12 protein-coding genes are annotated in these 15,581 nt (G+C 71.0%); 9 read left to right on the top strand and 3 right to left on the bottom strand.

What is annotated here, in order from left to right; translation table 11 throughout:
* Positions 1 to 54: 54 nt before the first annotated feature.
* The gene (locus ABZW18_RS11615) at positions 55 to 528 is read right to left on the bottom strand and encodes an ATP-binding protein (RefSeq protein WP_356185483.1); all 474 of its coding nucleotides are present in this window, start codon (positions 526 to 528) and stop codon (positions 55 to 57) included.
* 370 nt (positions 529 to 898) lie between these two features.
* On the opposite strand from ABZW18_RS11615, the gene ABZW18_RS11610 reads away from it, so the two are divergent.
* Both ABZW18_RS11610 and ABZW18_RS11605 read left to right on the top strand, forming a co-directional pair.
* Positions 899 to 2,287, top strand: coding sequence for a Tat pathway signal protein (locus tag ABZW18_RS11610; protein WP_356185481.1), 1,389 nt, complete (start codon positions 899 to 901; stop codon positions 2,285 to 2,287).
* Positions 2,288 to 2,367: 80 nt separating this feature from the next.
* Positions 2,368 to 2,853 (top strand): SAM-dependent methyltransferase, encoded by a 486-nt coding sequence (locus ABZW18_RS11605; RefSeq protein ID WP_356185479.1) that lies wholly within the window; start codon positions 2,368 to 2,370, stop codon positions 2,851 to 2,853.
* 164 nt (positions 2,854 to 3,017) lie between these two features.
* Here ABZW18_RS11605 and ABZW18_RS11600 read toward each other — a convergent pair whose 3' ends face one another.
* A complete protein-coding gene (locus tag ABZW18_RS11600; RefSeq protein ID WP_356185476.1) occupies positions 3,018 to 3,875 on the bottom strand; it encodes a GNAT family N-acetyltransferase in 858 nt (285 codons plus the stop codon).
* A gap of 140 nt (positions 3,876 to 4,015) precedes the next feature.
* Between ABZW18_RS11600 and ABZW18_RS11595 the strand changes: the two genes are divergently transcribed.
* The 7 genes from ABZW18_RS11595 (at position 4,016) to ABZW18_RS11565 (ending at position 14,786) form a co-directional block, all read left to right on the top strand.
* Entirely contained in the window at positions 4,016 to 5,239 is a 1,224-nt protein-coding gene (locus tag ABZW18_RS11595) for a 4-hydroxybenzoate 3-monooxygenase (RefSeq protein ID WP_356185474.1), read from the top strand.
* Positions 5,240 to 5,523: 284 nt separating this feature from the next.
* Positions 5,524 to 6,987: an aldehyde dehydrogenase gene (locus ABZW18_RS11590; protein WP_356185471.1), complete on the top strand. Its 1,464-nt coding sequence runs from the start codon at positions 5,524 to 5,526 to the stop codon at positions 6,985 to 6,987.
* Positions 6,987 to 7,220: a ferredoxin gene (locus ABZW18_RS11585; protein ID WP_356185468.1), complete on the top strand. Its 234-nt coding sequence runs from the start codon at positions 6,987 to 6,989 to the stop codon at positions 7,218 to 7,220. The genes ABZW18_RS11590 and ABZW18_RS11585 overlap by 1 nt, the downstream gene beginning before the upstream one ends.
* Before the next feature lie 367 nt (positions 7,221 to 7,587).
* Complete coding sequence (lanKC, locus tag ABZW18_RS11580; RefSeq protein ID WP_356185465.1) at positions 7,588 to 10,560, top strand: class III lanthionine synthetase LanKC; 2,973 nt, start codon at positions 7,588 to 7,590, stop codon at positions 10,558 to 10,560.
* Between the two features lie 36 nt (positions 10,561 to 10,596).
* Positions 10,597 to 10,731 carry a SapB/AmfS family lanthipeptide gene (locus tag ABZW18_RS11575; protein WP_356185462.1) on the top strand — a complete coding sequence of 45 codons (135 nt, stop codon included), beginning with the start codon at positions 10,597 to 10,599 and terminating at the stop codon, positions 10,729 to 10,731.
* Positions 10,732 to 10,902: 171 nt separating this feature from the next.
* On the top strand, positions 10,903 to 12,747 hold the full coding sequence (locus ABZW18_RS11570) for an ABC transporter ATP-binding protein (RefSeq protein WP_356185459.1): 1,845 nt from the start codon (positions 10,903 to 10,905) through the stop codon (positions 12,745 to 12,747).
* A gap of 164 nt (positions 12,748 to 12,911) precedes the next feature.
* Entirely contained in the window at positions 12,912 to 14,786 is a 1,875-nt protein-coding gene (locus ABZW18_RS11565; protein WP_356185624.1) for an ABC transporter ATP-binding protein, read from the top strand.
* A gap of 205 nt (positions 14,787 to 14,991) precedes the next feature.
* Here the strand turns inward: ABZW18_RS11565 and ABZW18_RS11560 are convergent, their stop codons facing one another.
* Positions 14,992 to 15,558, bottom strand: a complete 567-nt coding sequence (locus tag ABZW18_RS11560; protein WP_356185622.1) for a response regulator transcription factor — start codon at positions 15,556 to 15,558, stop codon at positions 14,992 to 14,994.
* Positions 15,559 to 15,581: the final 23 nt, after the last annotated feature.

Genomic DNA, 15,581 nt, shown 5'->3' with positions numbered 1-15,581 from the left:
GGGTGAGGAGGTTCACCGGGCCCCCGCGGCGATCCGGGGGAGGCCGACCGGCGGTCAGGCAGCCGGTTCGGGCGGCCGCTGGAGGATGGCCACGACGCGCTTCCCAGGACCATCCCGATCCGGATACGAGGCCCAGGCGTCTGCCGCGATGTCCACGAGCAACAGGCCGCGGCCGTCCAGGGCGCTGGGTGGACTGGCGCGGGGAATCGGCGACTCGGGGGAGTTGTCCCCGACTTCGATCCCCACGACGGAGTCCTGCAAGGCGAGCGTCAGGGTTACGTACTCGGCCTGACCGTCGGGCCGGGTCCTGCCGTGGAGGCGGGCGTTTGTGACGAGTTCGCTGACGATGAGCTGCGCCCGGTCGGTGAGCTGATTCAGGTTCCATTCGGCGTGCAGGCTCCACTCGGCGAGCGTCTCGCGGGTGAAGGCACGAGCTCGACCGGGAGCGAGATCATCAGAGGGCAGGGTGAGGGGCGACCTCAGCTCCGGATCGGTAATGACGGACTCCAGGGTCAGATCGGTGTTCATCCGGGCTCCTCATGACATCCGTCGAAGTCCAGCGAGGATCAGACGGCAGATCTCGATCGGCACCTCGGCCGCAGTCTCGGGCCGGTGGCGCCCCAAGGTCGCACCTCTGTTTCGGCTCGGTGGCCGGGCATCCTCGGTGTCCCTCATCGATCCCAAGCTGCCTGGACTCGCTGCGAGTTCATCGGGCACCCTCCGGTGGAGGGCGGAACCACTCTTCTGATCTGCGTTCACCTGCATTCCTCCCGAGAGCTCGACGGTTGCTGGTTTCGTTCACATAGAGCGAACCGTGTATTACAGCTGGTAGACATCCCCATCCGGGCGGTGATGCCGCCAAAGCTGCCAAAGATCGTTTCGTGGACAGGGGCGCACCATGGCGCGCACACGCAACACCAAGCTCGCTGCCGTAATCGGCGAAACCGGCTGGTCGCAGGGGCAGTTAGCCGCGCAGTTCGTGCGGGTGGCCGCCGAAGTCGGGGCGACCGAACTGCTCAGCACCAAGCGCTCCCACATCTCGATGTGGGTCCTGGGAACGCAGCCGACGGGTCGAGCGCCCCATATCTTGTGCGAGACGCTGTCCCGACGGCTCCAACGCCCGGTCACGAACACAGAGATCGGCCTGCGACCGCCGAGATCGGGTGTGACAACGGCGCCCGAGTGGCGCGTCGATACGCTGACCGCGCTGGTGGACCTGGGGAAAAGCGACGTGGACATGGAACGGCGCCAGATACTGGCGGGGTCGGCTTACTCGGTTGCCGGCCTCGCTCTTCCTGACCAGAGCTGGTGGGACGAGGCACCTGAACAGGGTCGCATCCGGCCCTCAGCGACGGGCCGTAAAGTCGGTGAGGGCGAAGTCGACGCCGTCCGAGAAATGACCGTCTTCTTCTCCAAGCGGGACCAGCGCAGGGGCGGAGCCCACGGCCGTAGATCCCTCGTCCAATATCTCTACGATGATGTAGCCACGTACCTCAGCGGCGTCTTCCCCAGCGAGCGGATTCGCCGCGACCTGCTCTCCGCCGCCGGAGAGTTGACGTACCTCAGCGGCTGGATGAGCTTCGACGCCTCCCAGCACGGCGTCGCCCAGCAGTACTTCACGTTGGCGGTACGACTCGCAGCCGAGGCCGGAGACGCACCATTGGCCGGGCACATTCTGCGGGCCATGGCCCACCAGGCTGTTGACTTGGGCCACCCTGAGCAGGCAGTGGAGTTGTCGACGGCCTCCGTGGGGCGAAAGCGGTACACCCTCGCCAGTCACCGCGAACGCGCCCTGCTTGGAGTCGTGCAGGCCCGGAGCCTTGCCGCGGCGGGCCGTAAGAAGGACGCTCTTGCTGTTCTCCTCCGTGCGGAGGACGATCTCGCCGCGGCCCAACCGGGAGATGACGAGCCCCAACGCGTCTGGTTCTTCTCGGAGGCCAGCCTGGCTCACGAGACGGCTTGCACGCTCAGGGACATCGGTGATCTCCAGGGCGCTCAGAACGAGTTCAGGCGAAGCGTCCGCACGAGGAAGGCCGCAACCTTCAGCCGCACCCACGCTGTGACGTTGGGCTACCTCGGTACCGTTCAGGCGCGACAGGGGAATGTGGAAGTGGCCTGCAATACCTGGTCTCGGGCGCTTGACGCCATGGAGGGTGTGCATTCCGGACGGGCGCGGGAGACCGTGATCACCATGCGCCGCGTGCTCTCGCCTTTCCGTAACCGTGGCATCACCGCGGCCACAGAACTCGACACCCGAGCCAAGGTCATGCTGGGCCGAGTAGTCTGATCGGGACATGACGATGGGGGCGTACGGCGTGCAAAGGGCCTGTGCAACGTCCCGCTCGGGATGAGAGGGAAGCCAAGCCCATGTCTGCAGAGTCGTTCCAGGTACGCGCCGTTGCGCAGGTGGTCGGTGGCCACAGCGAGCCGGCCGACGACTTCCAGGGCGGGGTGCAGTCCGTTATCCGCCTGAACGAGGGATTTCCCCTCGAAACGCTTCAGGGAATCGACGCGTTCTCACACCTGTTGGTCGTCTGGCAGTTCCACCGAGCCTCTCCCGACGCGGTCGCTCTCCACGCGCGCAGCCCGCGTGACAACCCTGACTGGCCTGCTACGGGAACCTTCGTCCATCGAAACCACCGTCGTCCGAATCAGCTGGCCGTCTCCTTCCCCCGCCTGCTCAAGGTGGAAGGCCGGGACCTGCATGTGACGGATCTGGACGCTGTCGACGGCACGCCGATCATCGACCTCGCGCCCTACTTCCAGGAAATGGGCCCTCGTGGAGCCGTCACGCAGCCGAATTGGCCGACCCAAATGCTCCAGGACTACTGGAGGGACGCGAACCGGCGCTGAGCGGGAACTCTCGCTGCCGACCTGGGTCTCGGCTCTCACCGTCTGTTCCGGTCGGAGACCCTGACCGCGAATGGGCGAGTCGTCGTTGTCGGCGCCAAGGGATGGGACTACTCAGAACTGCCCACACAGTGAGTTGAGTTGTCGGTGGTGTGTTACCAGTCCCGTTAGGAACGGGCGGGCTGGTTGGCGATCAGCAGCGTGGTGCAGGCCGGGCGGAAGCCCAGGCGGGCGTAGATACGGGCGACGGACTCCTCGGCGTAGGCGAGGAAGATGGTGCGCACGCCGTGGTCGCGGGCATGGGCGGCCAGGGCCGCCGCGACGGCGGCGGCGAGGCCCTGGCGGCGGGCGGTGGGAAGGGTGCCGATGCCGCCGATCTCGGTAGTGCCGTTTGCCGGGTGGTAGTGGCCTACGGCGAGCGGGGTGCCGTCGGGGGCGAGGGCAGCGACGACCGTCTTGTGATCGGCGCGGATGGTGGGGCGGGTCGTTGCGACCGTGCCGTCCGCCGTGAGCTTTTCGGCAACCACGGTCAGTTCCGGGCGACCCGCAGAGCCGACCGCGGTGCCTTCTTCGGCGAAGGCCAGATGGGGGACAGCGAGGGCGGCGGGCAGGGCCGGGTCGTCGGCTTCCAGGGCTCGGACGGTGACGCCTTCGGGCAGGGGCTGCGGGGGCAGTGGGTGGTGTGGGTCGAGGGTCATCAACGGGCGTTCCGCCACCGGGAGGCCCGCGGCCTCGATGCGGCCACGCAGCGACGGCGCCACCTCGGCCAGCCACTCGAAGGCCTCCGGCACGCCGAGCTCGCGCTGCCGGGTGCGCACCTGGGCGATATCGGCGGCGGTGACGGTCGCGGCGTCTGCCGCGGTGGGCTGGGCGTGGTTCGGGCCGCCGTAGTAGGGGGCGCCTGCTGCCTTTCGTACGAACAGGCGCAAGGGGCCGAACTCCTCGACGTCGGCGAACATCAGCGGCACGGTGGCGTAGTACTGCTCGATGCGGGCACGCAGAGAGAGATCGTTCACGCAGCGCATCCCATCACGGGGCGGCGCCACACCGCATCCGAAAATGCACTCCGGAGCGTTCACCTAGAGCTGTTGCCGGTTGATCCGCTGTTTAAAAGGCTCAGGCGGCAGCGTAATGATCTCTTGAAGTTCACCGTCATAATGCTCGGATGGCTGTCCCCTCCCCGCCTCCCTCTGCTGCGTCGGCGCAGCGCACCCGCGTCGTCATCGTGGGCGCGGGACCTGCCGGGCTCACGGTCGCCAACATCCTGCGTGCCGCCTCCGTCGACTGCGTCCTGCTGGAAACGGAGAGTCGAGAGTTCATCGAACAGCGGCCCCGCGCGGGCTTCATCGAGGAGTGGGCGGTACGCGCCCTTGAGCAGCGCGGGCTGGCCGACCGGCTGCTGGAACAGGCGCAGGCGCACAGCGAGTGCGAATTCCGTTTCGCGGGTGAGAGCCACAGGTTCCGGTACGGCGAGCTGTCGGGGCACCGTCACTTCGTCTATCCACAGCCGCTGTTGGTGACGGATCTCGTTCGCAAGTATGCGGACGCCGCAGGTGGCGACGTCCGCTTCGGCGTACGCGATGTGGAACTGCACGCCGTCGACACGGATCGGCCCTCGGTGTCGTATACGGACCCGGAGACGGGCGAGCGCCGGCGCATCGACTGCGATGCCATCGCGGGTTGCGACGGAGCACGCGGCGTGACGCGCGCCTCGTTGCCGCCGGAACACACCACCGTCGCCCGGAACGACCACGGCATCGGCTGGCTGGCTCTCCTCGCCGAGGCGCCGCCGTCCTCCGACTGCGTCGTCTTCGGTATCCACCCACGCGGCTTCGCCGCCCACATGGCTCGAAGCCCCCAGGTCACCCGCTACTACCTCGAGTGCCCGCCCGGCGACGACCCGGACAACTGGCCGCACGAGCGGGTGTGGGCCGAACTCCGCGGCCGGCTGTCGGTGGATGGCGCCCGCCCGCTCGCCGAAGGACGGCTCATCGAGAAGCGGGTGCTGGACATGCACAACTACGTCGTGGAGCCGATGGCATGCGGACGGCTGTATCTGGCGGGCGACTCGGCCCACCTCGCGGCGCCGATCGCCGCGAAAGGCATGAACCTCGCGCTGCACGACGCGCTGCTGCTCGGCGACGCGCTCGTCGCGTACTGCGGCAAGGGCGACGACACCGGTCTGAGCGGCTACTCGGCGGCGTGCCTGCCGCGCGTGTGGCAGTACCAGGAGTTCTCGCAGTGGCTCTCGGAGGTGCTGCACGGGACCTCGTCGGGCGATCCCTTCCGGGCGGGCTCCGCGGCTGCCCGCCTGCGGCGAATCCTCGGCTCGCCCGCCGCCGCGACCGCCTTCGCCGAGTTGTACATCGGCAAGGTCGCCGACTACTGACCCTCCAAGAGACGTGTCCGGGAGCAGCGAACACGGCCCCGACCAGGCGCAGCGCAAGTAGCCCCCGCCCATGGGAAACCACTGGTCGGGGGCTGTTTCGTTTCTGACGTGGACTCCTTTGACCAGAACTGGTATCAGTTCTGATACTGCGTCAGGTACGAAAGGTGCAGGCGCGCCGATTCGCCTGCGGTGTGCGCGATGGCCGGTGCTCGGTGTGTGTCCTGAAGCAGCGTCAGGTGGCGAAGGTGTGCCACACGCGCGTGGATCCGTAGGAGGTAGGGGCGATGACCGACCTGGTGGAGCACCGACAGCTCTTCATCGGCGGGGAGTTGGTCGATCCGCTCGGTACGGAGACCATCGAGGTGATCTCCCCGCACTCCGAGCAGGTCATCGGCCGGGTCCCGCACGCCACGCGCGGTGATGTCGACCGGGCGGTACGGGCCGCCCGTACGGCCTTCGACAACGGGCTCTGGGCTCGCCGGACCCTCGACGAGCGGATCGAGGTGGTGACCCGGATCAAGGACGCCATCGCCGTACGCCACGAGGAGATCGCCCGGGTCATCAGCGCCCAGAACGGCTCCCCGTACTCCTGGAGCGTCCTCGCGCAGGCGCTCGGCGCGATGATGGTGTGGGACACGGCCATCGCTGTCGCCCGCGACTTCGTGTTCGAGGAGCACCGTCAGGGCGTCCTCGGGCCGATCCTCGTACGGCGTGAGCCGGTGGGTGTGGTCGCGGCCGTCGTGCCCTGGAACGTTCCGCAGTTCGTGGCCGCGGCGAAGCTCGCCCCCGCGCTCCTCAGCGGCTGCTCGGTGATCCTCAAGCCGTCGCCCGAGACTCCGCTCGACGCCTACCTGCTCGCGGAGATCGCCACCGAGGCCGGGGTGCCCGAGGGCGTGCTCAGCATCCTCCCGGCCGACCGTGAGGTCAGCGAGTACCTCGTCGGGCACCCCGGCATCGACAAGGTGTCCTTCACCGGCTCCGTCGCGGCGGGCAAGCGGGTCATGGAGGTTGCCTCCCGGAATCTGACACGCGTCACCCTCGAGCTGGGCGGCAAGTCCGCAGCGGTCATCCTGCCGGACGCGGACCTGGGCGCCGCGGTCGAGGGAATCGTCCCCAGCGCCTGGATGAACAACGGACAGGCGTGCGTCGCCCAGACCCGTATCCTCGCGCCGCGCAGCCGTTACGACGAGATCGCCGAGCGCTTCGCCGCGGCCGCCTCCGCACTGGTCGTCGGCGATCCGCTGGACGCCGCGACACAGGTCGGGCCGCTGGTCGCGGAGCGGCAGCGGCAGCGGTCGCTGGACTACATCGGGCTGGGACAGGAGGAGGGCGCGAAAGTGCTGACGGGCGGTGGGCGTCCGGCGGGCCTCGACCGCGGCTGGTACGTCGAGCCGACCCTCTTCGGGGGCGTCTCCAACTCCATGCGGATCGCCCGCGAGGAGATCTTCGGCCCGGTCATCTGCCTGCTGCCGTACGAGGACGAAGCGGAAGCGGTCCGGATCGCCAACGACTCGGACTACGGGCTGTCCGGCAGCGTCTGGACGGCGGACGTGGAGCGCGGCATCGACGTCGCGCGGCGGGTGCGCACCGGCACGTACTCCGTGAACACCTTCAGCCTGGACATGCTCGGCCCGTTCGGCGGCTACAAGAACAGCGGTCTGGGGCGGGAGTTCGGCCCGGAGGGCTTCGGCGAGTACCTGGAGCACAAGATGATCCACCTGCCCGCCGGCCATGGGGAGGACGGCTGATGGGGGACCGCTGGCGCATCGAGGTCGACCGCAGCGTCTGCATCGGCTCCGGTCTGTGCGCGGGCACAGCACCCGCCGGCTTCACGCTGGACTCCGCCCGCCAGTCACACCCGGTCGAAGCCGACACGGACGCCTCCGAAGCGGTGTTGGAGGCCGCGGAGGGCTGCCCGGTCGAGGCCATCCTGATCCGTCTCGGGGACACCGGCGAGACGGTCTTCCCGCTCGACGAGTGAGCGGTTGCGTTCCGGACCGGCGAGCAACCCGTGGACGGGGACCCGGGGTCGGGGACTTGGGGTCGGGCGCTGGGGCTCAGACCTTGTGCGCCGGAGTCCTGTGTGCGTGTGCGGGGCCCGTGCGCCGGGCAGGTCCGCGCTTCCGGTCCTCTACTTCGTCAGGACCTGCGGTCAGGCCCCGGCCCCGCCCGGATACGGGTCGGACGCGGACTCGGCCGGCGCGAGCCGCGCCCTCGGTGCCGAGCGAGCTGTGTGCGATCGACTGACAACAGAGCGTGCATTTTTCACAGTCACTTCATGACACACGTGACTGTCCCCCTCCCCGGCCGCATGGAAATCTCATGCCGTCACCGGCCGAGGGAGTGGGATGAACAAGGGGTACGCCGTCTTCTGCGACGCCGACCGGCAGTTCTACGACGCTCCGCACCGGGTCCCGTCCATGACCGAAGGCACGGGCCCGGACAGGGGCACGTCGCCGGCCGATGGCACGGGCAAGTCGTCGGCCAACAGCGCGGAGACGGCCTCGCCCGCCGGCACGGACACGGGCTCGGCCAACGGCACGCGCACAGGCTCGGCCAACGGCACGGGCTCGGCCAACGGCACGGGCTCGGCCAACGGCACGCGCACGGACTCGGCCTCCGGCACCGGCAGGGGAGTCCTCTACGAGGCGGCGCGGCGCGAGGCCCCCGAGGGCTGGCAGCGCCACCGCTCCGGAGACTGGCTGGCCTTCCGCCCCCTCGACACCCGGCTGCCCCTCCAGGGTTGGAAGATCCATGTCTCGGCGTGCCTCGACAACGCAGAGAAGGTTCTCGCCAAGGTCTGGGACCACTGTGTGCCGCGTGGCATCGCCTTCAAGTTCATGCCGAGTCGCTATCTGCTGCACACCCGCAACGCGAAGTACGCGGACCGCGGCAGCAGCGGCAAGTTCATCACCGTCTATCCCATCGACGACGAACAGTGCCGGACCATCGCCGAGGACCTCGACGCGCTGCTGGCCGGAGAGCCGGGCCCGTACATCCTCAGCGATCTGCGCTGGGGCGCCGGGCCGGTCCACCTGCGATACGGCAGCTTCACCGAACGCCACTGCTACGGCGTCGACGGCGAGTTGTGCCCCGCGATCGAGAACGCCGACGGACTCCTCGTCCCCGACCGCCGGGACCCCGTCTTCCACGTTCCGGCCTGGGTCACCCTGCCCGGCTTCCTCGAACCGCACCTGGCCGCCCGCTCCGCCACCACGACCACCGACCTCCCGTACGCGATCGACCGCGCCCTGCACTTCTCGAACGGCGGTGGTGTCTACGAGGGACGGGACACCCGTACCGGGGAGCGGGTCGTCCTGAAGGAGGCCCGGCCGTACGCCGGTCTGGCGGCGGACGGCGCCGACGCCGTGACCCGGCTGGAGCGGGAGAGGACCGCCCTCGAGCGGCTGTCGGGGCTGCCCTGCACCCCCGAGGTGAGGGACTGGTTCACGCTCGGCGACCACCGGTTCCTGGTGCTGGAGTACATCGAAGGGCACACGCTCAACAACTTCTTCGCGCGGCGTCACCCGCTGATCGAGGAGGACCCCGGCGAAGAACGGCTCGCCGAGTACACGGACTGGGCCCTGCGCATCCACCGGCTCGTCGAGGAGGCCGTCGAGGCGATCCACGCACGTGGTGTGGCCTTCAACGATCTGCATCTGTTCAACATCATGGTCGCCGAGGACGAATCCTCCGTCGTCCTGCTGGACTTCGAGGCGGCCGCGGACATCGACGAGGGCCGCCGCCAGGTCATCGCCAACCCCGGCTTCGTCGCTCCCGCCGACCGCAGGGGCGCCGATGTCGACCGGTACGCGCTCAGCTGTCTGCGTATTGCCCTGTTCCTGCCGCTGACCAGCCTGTTCGCCATCGACCGGGACAAAGCCGCCCACTTGGCCGAGATCGCGGCCCAGCAGTTCCCAGTGCCGCGTACCTTCCTCGACGAGGCTGTCGCGGAGATCACCCGCGGCTACGTGCCGGCGACCGGCCGCCAGGGGCGGGGGAGCGGACGGCGGGACGGGCGGCCGGATGAAAGGGAGAACGGGCGGCCGGACGGAGGGGAGCACGGGTGGCGCGACGCCGACGGCTATCTGCCCGTGGATCTCGCCGACTGGCCGCACAGCCGGGACTCCATGGTCCGGGCCATCCACGCCTCCGCCACTCCGGAACGGGAGGATCGTTTCTTCCCCGGCGACATCGCACAGTTCGCAACTCCCGGCGGCGGCGCCTGCTTCGCGTACGGTGCGGCCGGCGTGCTGCACGCCCTCGCCGAGACCGGTGGCGAAGCCTGCCCGGAAGCCGAGGAGTGGCTGCTGCGAGCCACGAAGGATCCGGCCTCGGGCACACCGCTCGGCTTCTATGACGGGCTGTCCGGTATCGCCTGGGTCCTGGACCGGCTCGGGCACACCGAGCGCGCCCTCGAACTCGTCGACACCGTCGTCTCCCAGAGCTGGGACCGGATCGCTCCCGACCTGCACAGCGGGCTCGCGGGCATCGGCCTCGCGCTGGACGCCCTCGGTACGTCCACGGGCGACAGCGCACTGCACGACAAGGCCCTGCGCTGCGCCCGGCTTGTCGCCGAGCGGACCGCCGCCACAGGGGGCAACACGGCGGGCGCCGCCTCCGGCATCAACTCCGCCACGGCCTCCGGGAAGAGCTCGGGCGGAGGCGGTGCCGGAGGCGGTGGGAGAACGCCCCGCGCCGGCCTCCTGCACGGCGCCACCGGTGCAGCCCTGCTCCACCTGCGCCTGTACGAGCGCACCGGGGATCCCGCGCTGCTCGACCTCGCAGCCGACGCCCTGCGGCGCGATCTGGCCCGCTGCGTACGGGGCGCCGGCGGGGCTCTCCAGGTCGACGAGGGCTGGCGCACCATGCCGTATCTCGGTGCGGGAAGCGTCGGCATCGGCATGGTGCTCGACGACTATCTCGCCCACCGCTACGACGAGGAGTTCGAGCGGGCGCGCGGCGAGATCGTGCGGGCCGCGCAGGCGAAGTTCTACGCCCAGCCCGGCCTGTTCCGCGGCGCGGCCGGGATGGTCCTGTACCTGAGCCGTACGACGGCCGGCGGCCCCGGCACCCACGCCACCGATGTGCGCCGCCAGATCGACTCGCTCTCCTGGGGCGCCGTCCCCTACCGGGGCGATCTCGCCTTCCCGGGGGAGCAGATGATGCGGCTGTCCATGGACCTCAGCACCGGCACAGCCGGATGCCTCCTGGCGCTGGGCGGCGCGCTGCACGGCGGACCCGTGCAACTGCCCTTCCTCCCGCCGCTCCACCCCGCCGCTCACGCGGCCCCAGAGCCGGCTCCCTACCGGGAGCCGTAGCAAGCACACCGTCCCCATGAAGGAGAGGAACACCTCATGTCGCTTCTTGACCTGCAGTCGATGGAAACCCCGAAGGACGAGCTCACCGGTGACATCGCCACCGGCGGCGGCAGCCGCGCGAGCCTGCTGCTCTGCGGTGACAGCAGCCTGAGCGTCACCACCTGTAACTGACCTCGTCCGCTGTGCGGGGCGTGCGCGCCCCGCGTAGCGGGAGGCGGTTTGCGGCGGCCCCGGGCGTTGCTCCGCCCGGGGCTCACCGCTGGGGAACCGCTCCGCACGGAGATGTCGAGTCTCCACCCGGAAGCAGCCCGCCGCTGCCCCACGACCGAGGACCCACCGCGTATGGCCTCAACGCACCCCGCAGCCGCCCCCGCCACGACCCCTGATGCCGCTCCCGGTGCCACTCCCGACGCCTCCTCCGGCGCCGGCAGGCGGGACGACGCCACGGCCGGCCGTCTGCTCGCCCGGGCGGCTCGGCTCAACGCGGCCCGCACCGTGGCCATCTGCCTGTTCAGCACCGCCTCGGCCGCCGCGACGCTCGCGCTGCCCGCCGTACTCGGGCGCACCCTGGACCTCGCACTCGGCGACAGCGGAAAGTACGGCCCCTGGCTCGCGCTGTGCGCCGCCCTCATCGTCGCCGACGTCCTCTCGGACGCCCTGGTCGCCCTGCTCACCGGCACCACGAACGCCCGCTGCGCCGCCTGGCTGCGCGGACGCGGCCTGGCCCACCTGCTGGCCGTCGGACCGCACCGGGCCTCCGCATTCACCCCCGGCGACCTGGTGACCCGGCTGACCGGCAACGCCACCGAAGGGGGCGCCGCCCCCGCCACAGCCGCCACCGGGCTCGCCTCACTGCTCACCCCGGTCGGCGGCCTGGCCGCACTGGCACTCATCGATCCATGGCTGGCAGCCGTGTTCCTGGCCGGGGTGCCCCTTCTCGTGCTGCTGCTGCGGTCCTTCACCCACAGCTCCTCCGACAGTGTCGCGCGCTACCAGAGCATCCAGGGCGACATCGCGGCCGGCCTCATGGAGGCCCTCGGCGGTGCCCGCACGGTCGCCGCGGCCGGTACGGAGGCACGGGAACGCGCTCGCGTTCTGGCCCCGCTGCCCGAACTGGGCGTCCAGGGGCGGCGCATGTGGCAGGTGTACGGGCGGGCCGTCGTCCAAGGGGGAATCCTGGTGCCCCTGCTGCAGACCGCGGTACTCGCCGCCGGCGGGACAAGGCTCGCCGCCGGAGACGTGACCGTCGGCGAACTGCTCGCGGCCACCCGCTACGCCGCCCTCGCCGCCGGTATCGGCGCAGTGGTGGGGCAGCTCAACTCCCTGGTGCGCAGCCGGTCCGCGGCCCGGCGCACCGGCGAACTGCTGGCCGTACCCGCGGTGCCTTACGGCACGCGCCCGCTGCCGCTGGACGGCGCGGGGCGGCTCGAACTCCGCGGCGTGAGCGTGACGCGCGGCGGGGGACCGGTGCTCAGCGGCGTCGACCTGACGGTCCCGGGCGGAACGACCATGGCCGTCGTCGGACGCTCCGGCGCGGGCAAAACCGTACTGGCCGAGCTCGCCGGGCGGCTCGCCGACCCCGACAGCGGCCAGGTCCTGCTGGACGGAGTGCCGCTGACCGAGGCCGATCCGGAGGACCTTCGGCGGGAGGTGGGGTACGCGTTCGAGCGGCCCGAGCTCTTCGGCCGCACGGTGGGCGAGTCCATCGCCTTCGGACCGTACGAGCCCTCGGCCCGCGAGGTCGAGGCCGCCGCGCGGGCGGCCAGCGCCGACACCTTCGTCAGGCGGCTCCCGAGCGGATACGCCACCGCCCTCGCCGACGCCCCCCTCTCCGGAGGAGAGCTGCAACGGCTCGGCCTGGCAAGGGCCTTCGCGCACGCCGGCCGGCTGCTGGTGCTCGACGACGCCACCTCGAGCCTGGACAGTGTCACCGAACGGGATGTCGGCCGGGCACTGACGTACGACGTACGGTCCGGCACTCGCCTGCTCATCGCCCACCGGGCCTCCTCCGCCGCCCGCGCGGACCTGGTCGCGTGGCTGGAGAACGGCCGCATACGGGCGGTCGGACCGCATGAGGTCCTGTGGGAACTCCCGGACTACCGGGCCGTGTTCGCCGAAGGTACGGACGCGAACGCGCGAAACGGCGAGGACGGCGGCAGCGCCGCCGAAGCGGGAGCCCGACGATGACGGGCACGGCGCCGGCGTCCGAGGCCGGGGAGGACTCCACCTCGCGCTGCCGCACTGCGGGGCCGTTGCGCGGGGACGGGCCGCAGGTGTGGCCCTCCGGTACGGCCACGGCCTCCGCGACCGGCCGGCATGACTCCGCCCCCCGCCACCGCACGGCGGGACCGATGCGCCGTGTCGGGCCGCAGGCGTGGCGTTTCCTGGGGCGCCGGAAGCGGGTGCTTCTCGGGCTGGCCGGCTGGTCGTTGCTGGAGTCGGCGCACACCTTCCTCAGCGGCTACAGCGCGGCGCGGGCGCTGGATGACGGCTTCCTGGCCGGGCGTACCGGAGTCGGGCTGGCCTGGCTCGCCCTCGCCGCAGTGGCGGTCGTCGCCGGTGGCCTGGCCAACCGCGGGGTGTTCCGGGGGCTGGCCGGGCTAGTGGAGCCGCTGCGGGACGGGTTGGTGCGCCGCGTCGTGTCCGGCGCGCTGCGGACCGCGGTCGCCGAACCCGCGGCGCGGGCGGACAGCGCCGCGGTCTCCCGCCTCACCCACCAGACGGAGACCGCCCGGGACAGCTTCGCGGGACTGGTGCTCGTGGCCCGCTCGTTCGTCTTCACGGCAGCCGGGGCGCTGCTCGGACTTGCCTCCCTTGCCCCGCAGCTCCTGCTGGTCGTGCTTCCGCCGCTGGCTCTGGGGCTGCTGCTGTTCGCTGCCACGCTGCCGCCGATGGCCGCCCGCCAGCGGGACTTCCTGCACGCCGACGAGGCTTTGGCCGAACAGTTCGGCGCGGTAGCGACCGGCCTGCGCGACATCGTGGCGTGCGGCGCGCAGGGGCGCACGACGGACGAGGCCCGCCGGCTGATCGACGTCCAGACGAGGGCCGCACGCTCCCTGGCCCGGTGGGCGGCGGCGCGCTCGATGGCGCTCGCGGTGGCGGGGCAACTTCCGGTTGTGCTGCTGCTGGCCGCCACGCCCTGGCTCCTCGAACAGGGACTCACCGCGGGCGCGCTGGTCGGCGCGCTCACGTATCTGACCCAGGCGCTGCTGCCCGCTCTGCACACCCTGATGACCGCACTCGGGGCGGCGGGCACACGGCTGCTGGTGGTCCTCGATCACCTCACCGCGAGCGACTCCGGCACAGCGACCACCGGCCCCCCGGCGCCCGTACCGCCCCCGCGTCTCACACACCCGCGTCTCGCACACCCGCGTCCCGAGTCCGCGCGTCCCGAGTCCCCGGGTCCCGAGTCCGCGAGTACGGATCTCCCGCGTCCCGGGCCCCCGCGTCTCAAGCCCGTGCATGTCGCGCCCGCGCGTCCCGAGTCCCCTCGCCCCCACCCCCCACGCGTCGAACTCCGCTCGGTCACCTTCGCCTACGGCCCGGCCGCGCACCCCGTCCTCCGCGACCTCGACCTGGCGATCGAGCCGGGGGAGCATCTCGCCGTCGTCGGGCCCAGTGGCATCGGCAAGTCGACGCTCAGCGCGCTCATCGCGGGACTGCTGGAGCCCGACCGGGGCGAGGTGCGGGTGCAGGGCGAGCCGGTCCGGCGCCGCAGCGCGGAGCAGCCGTCGCGCTCGCGCGTGCTGATCCCGCAGCAGGCCTACGTCTTCACCGGCAGCCTGCGCGACAACCTGCTCTATCTGTGCCCGGACGGGCCCCCGCCGGAGGCGGTGCAGACCGCCTCGGTGGAAGCGGTCGGTCTCGGCCCTCTGGTGTGCAGGCTCGGCGGACTCGACGCGGCGGTCGAACCGGCCGCTCTCTCCCAGGGTGAGCGGCAGCTCGTCGCGCTGGCCCGGGCGCACCTCTCGCCCGCCCCGCTGGTGCTGCTGGACGAGGCGACCTGCCATGTGGATCCCGCGGCCGAGGCGCGCGCCGAGCGGGCCTTCGCCGAGCGGCCCGGCACCCTCGTCGTGATCGCCCACCGGATCAGCTCGGCGCGGCGGGCGGACCGGGTGCTGGTACTGGACGGCGTACGTGCCGCCTGCGGGACACACCACGAGCTGGTCGAACGGTCGGCGCTCTACAGCGATCTGGTCGGACGCTGGCACGCCGGCCGGACATGAGAGGCGCGGTGGGCCGTACAGCTGGTCCCGCTGGTTCCGTTCCGGTGATTGCCCGGCCGGGCCGGTCCCAGGGCCGGCAAGGAAGAATCTTCGTCCCCTTCCGACACCGGTGCCCCCGGTCGGCTCACATCGGTGGGCCGTGGGCTCGCCGGGGGTCGTATCCGGCTCTGCGCCGCGCCCCTCCGGACCGGGGTGGCACGAATCCCTAGACCCAGCCCTCGCCTTGCGATATCCGTATGGCGTCCACTCGGTTGCGTGCCCCGGTCTTCCGGGTGATGGCGGACATGTAGTTGCGTACGGTCCCGTTGGAGAGATGCAGCCCTCGGGCGATCTCGGCGATCGTGGCGCCTTCGGCGGCCAGGGCGAGCACGTTCAGCTCACGTGGTGTCAAGGGCATGGTGGCGGCCTGGAGAAAACCGAAGGCGAGCGACTCGTCCACGAATCGCTTGCCGGCCGCGACCGCCCGGATGCCGTCGAGCAACCCCTGTGGTCCGGCGTCCTTGTTGACGTAGCCCAGGGCATGCGCATCGAACGCCAGCCGCAGCAGCCCGGGCCTCGTGACAGTGGCCAGTACGAGCAGCGCGGCGCTCTCGGTGACTCGCCGGGCCAGCTCCGCCGCCGCGCTGAGCGTCCTCGAGCCCCGACAGTCGACGTCCACCACGCAGACGTGGGGCTGTAACGAACGTGCCTGCCGAGGCGCGGTGTCCCACGAGGCCGATGCAACCTCGAGGTCGCGTTCCTTGCGTAACAGCGCCACCAGAGCCGACCGCATCAGACGTGTGTCGTGCACCAGCA

The sequence above is a fragment of the Streptomyces sp. NPDC004647 genome, from assembly GCF_040609575.1.
Taxonomy (GTDB): domain Bacteria; phylum Actinomycetota; class Actinomycetes; order Streptomycetales; family Streptomycetaceae; genus Streptomyces.
This window is presented reverse-complemented; position numbering and strand designations above follow the sequence as displayed.